Genomic DNA, 2,280 nt, shown 5'->3' on the forward strand with positions numbered 1-2,280 from the left:
GCCGCTTTTATCAACAAGGTATGCGGGCTGCAACCCTTATACAGTCTATCTCGTAGACCTCTTTGTCACCCCCCCAGGATTAAGCCTTTTTCAGTGCCATTGGACTTCAGTCCTCACTACGAACCAATTTTATAGTGGTCGTTTTAGCGGACATAATATGGCCTGGTGAACTGCTTGTTATCGGGTCATTGCTATTGCTTTCATTAGAGAGCGCTCCGCTAACGCTTATACTGGCAATCACAGGAGAAAACACTTGCTATTTCCGAACTATTTAGATTCGGACTAGAAGACTCAGGCCGTGAGAGTCGGTTCCGCAAGTTCCAAGCAAACCATAAGTTTCTGCTAAATCTTTGACTAAAGCAGTTTGTTTGGGGCTTGGTTTCCAAGGATTGGGATTAGCGTAAGCATAGTACGTTTCTACACCGTCAATGCCGAAACGGGCTGCTTCTGGGATTAATTTATCTGCAGTCGATCGATACCTGCAAGGATGTGCGAGAACTGCTAAACCTCCGGCTTCATGAATAGCTTCAATTACCCTGGCTGCTGAATAACAATAAGTGCCTTCAGTGCTTTTACCTCGTAGGTATGGTTGGAGACTGGGATGTTGCGGATCAAAGGCGTAAGCGAGAATGTGTACCTCGTTGTTGAGCAATTCGGCATTAATTTCAGCCCCTGTCCACAGACTAGGTGCTTCGCTATTTTTGTCGGGATGGTTTAATTTCCAATTATCTAAGCAAATTTGAGCTTTAACGTAGCCTTGGGTGCTGTGGTGGTCGGTGATAGCTAAGCCTTTGAGACAGCGGGCTATGGCTTGTTCCATCAATGCCTCTGGCTGCAATCGCCCGTCCGAGTAGACTGTGTGCATATGAAAATTATAGGAACCCGGACAGCTATCGGCATCAATTGTCTGGAAGACTTGTTTGAGTGCTGAGATATTCTGGGCTTCTGGTCGGAGACTAGAGGCGGGGGAGGTAGCGAAATTGACAGCCATAAGCGTTATTATAAAAAAAACTAACCTTGTTTAATATATCTAATAAATTGATATGTTGCACCTGTGGCAATAGTCTGCTGTGGGATTGAAACATCTGGCGGATTATTGCGTTCGGCACAAGATATCCATTCACTCGCACATCTTGCACAATTCTTTATCCAGAATTTTATTATCGGGTGGGGGGGGTTTATGAGATTATTGATTTCAGGCAATTTATAGTTGGTAAAACTCGCCTCTACAGGTTTGGGTAGAATGCCGACAGATATCAATTTACTCGCACCTATTGCATTATTCTCAGCAACAGGCTTTCCGGCCTGTTCCACCAAGAGTAAATTTTATTGTGGAGTGGGCATCCTGCCGGCCCTTAAAAGGTTTGTGGAAAATGCCACAAGATATAGCAATCCTCGCATCATTTGTGAATTTCTTACTCCCTCCCCTTGATAACTACCGTGTACACAAGCAGGGTAAGAGCATCTCAATCATGCTTGACAAAAGCACTTGAGAATTTGCATCATATCTGGGGGGGTAACAACCAGCCTGAAACCCATACCTTTGAAGGATTGAGCCAATCCGCTGCTCAAAAAAGATAGGCAGCATAATTGTTACACGCTTGCCTATCTCAAAAATAATGATACCAACATTCTACCTCATTCATTTTAAAAAACAACTAAGTTCAGCTCAATGTAAACTGATTGAAATCTTGCTACCATTGATACAATCAGAAAAACAAGTGAGATTAGAACGGCTCTCGCGGGTATTTCCTATCCAATTACAACAGAAACTCGGCGTAGAAAACTACAAAGGTTTCTCGATTTGCCTCACTTAACTATCTCACTAATTTGGTTCCCATTAATTGTAGAAGTTCAGGGGGTAGCTCCCGATGGCTCGAACATGATAGAGTAGGGGAGATGGAAAAGACTGTGCCGGAACTAATAGCAGCAATCAGCCCTAGTGACTGGGCACAAGTGCCTCAAAGCATCCTCGAACTAATTTACGAATTAGTCCGCAGGACAGATAAGCTTGAGGAAGAAATGGCGCAACTGAGAACCGAAAATGAGCTACTCAAAGAACAGGTAGCCAGAACATCAGCTAACTCGTCACAGCCACCATCAAAGAATCCACAAGGGTTTAAGCCTAATCGGAAGGAGTCCACCGGAAAAAAACGGGGTGGGCAATTAGGACATATCGGCTCTCAACGGAAGCTAAGTAGTCAAGCAAAATTAATTACATAATTATCTCCAAATTCTTTAAGAATTTTTTCTACAGATGAAACAAGAGATTGCCAGCTA

3 protein-coding genes are annotated in these 2,280 nt (G+C 43.6%); 1 reads left to right on the forward strand and 2 read right to left on the reverse strand.

The window, feature by feature from the left end; all coding sequences use genetic code 11:
• Positions 1 to 271 precede the first annotated feature (271 nt).
• Together QUB37_RS29535 and QUB37_RS29540 are read right to left on the reverse strand one after the other, a co-directional pair.
• Positions 272 to 991 carry a PHP domain-containing protein gene (locus tag QUB37_RS29535; protein ID WP_333168781.1) on the reverse strand — a complete coding sequence of 240 codons (720 nt, stop codon included), beginning with the start codon at positions 989 to 991 and terminating at the stop codon, positions 272 to 274.
• 20 nt (positions 992 to 1,011) lie between these two features.
• The gene (locus QUB37_RS29540) at positions 1,012 to 1,317 is read right to left on the reverse strand and encodes a hypothetical protein (protein WP_333168783.1); all 306 of its coding nucleotides are present in this window, start codon (positions 1,315 to 1,317) and stop codon (positions 1,012 to 1,014) included.
• Positions 1,318 to 1,899: 582 nt separating this feature from the next.
• Between QUB37_RS29540 and QUB37_RS29545 the strand changes: the two genes are divergently transcribed.
• Positions 1,900 to 2,223 (forward strand): DUF6444 domain-containing protein, encoded by a 324-nt coding sequence (locus tag QUB37_RS29545; protein ID WP_333168785.1) that lies wholly within the window; start codon positions 1,900 to 1,902, stop codon positions 2,221 to 2,223.
• The last annotated feature ends 57 nt before the right edge of the window (positions 2,224 to 2,280 follow it).

The organism is Microcoleus sp. AT3-A2 (assembly GCF_036705685.1).
Classification (GTDB): Bacteria; Cyanobacteriota; Cyanobacteriia; order Cyanobacteriales; family Microcoleaceae; genus Microcoleus.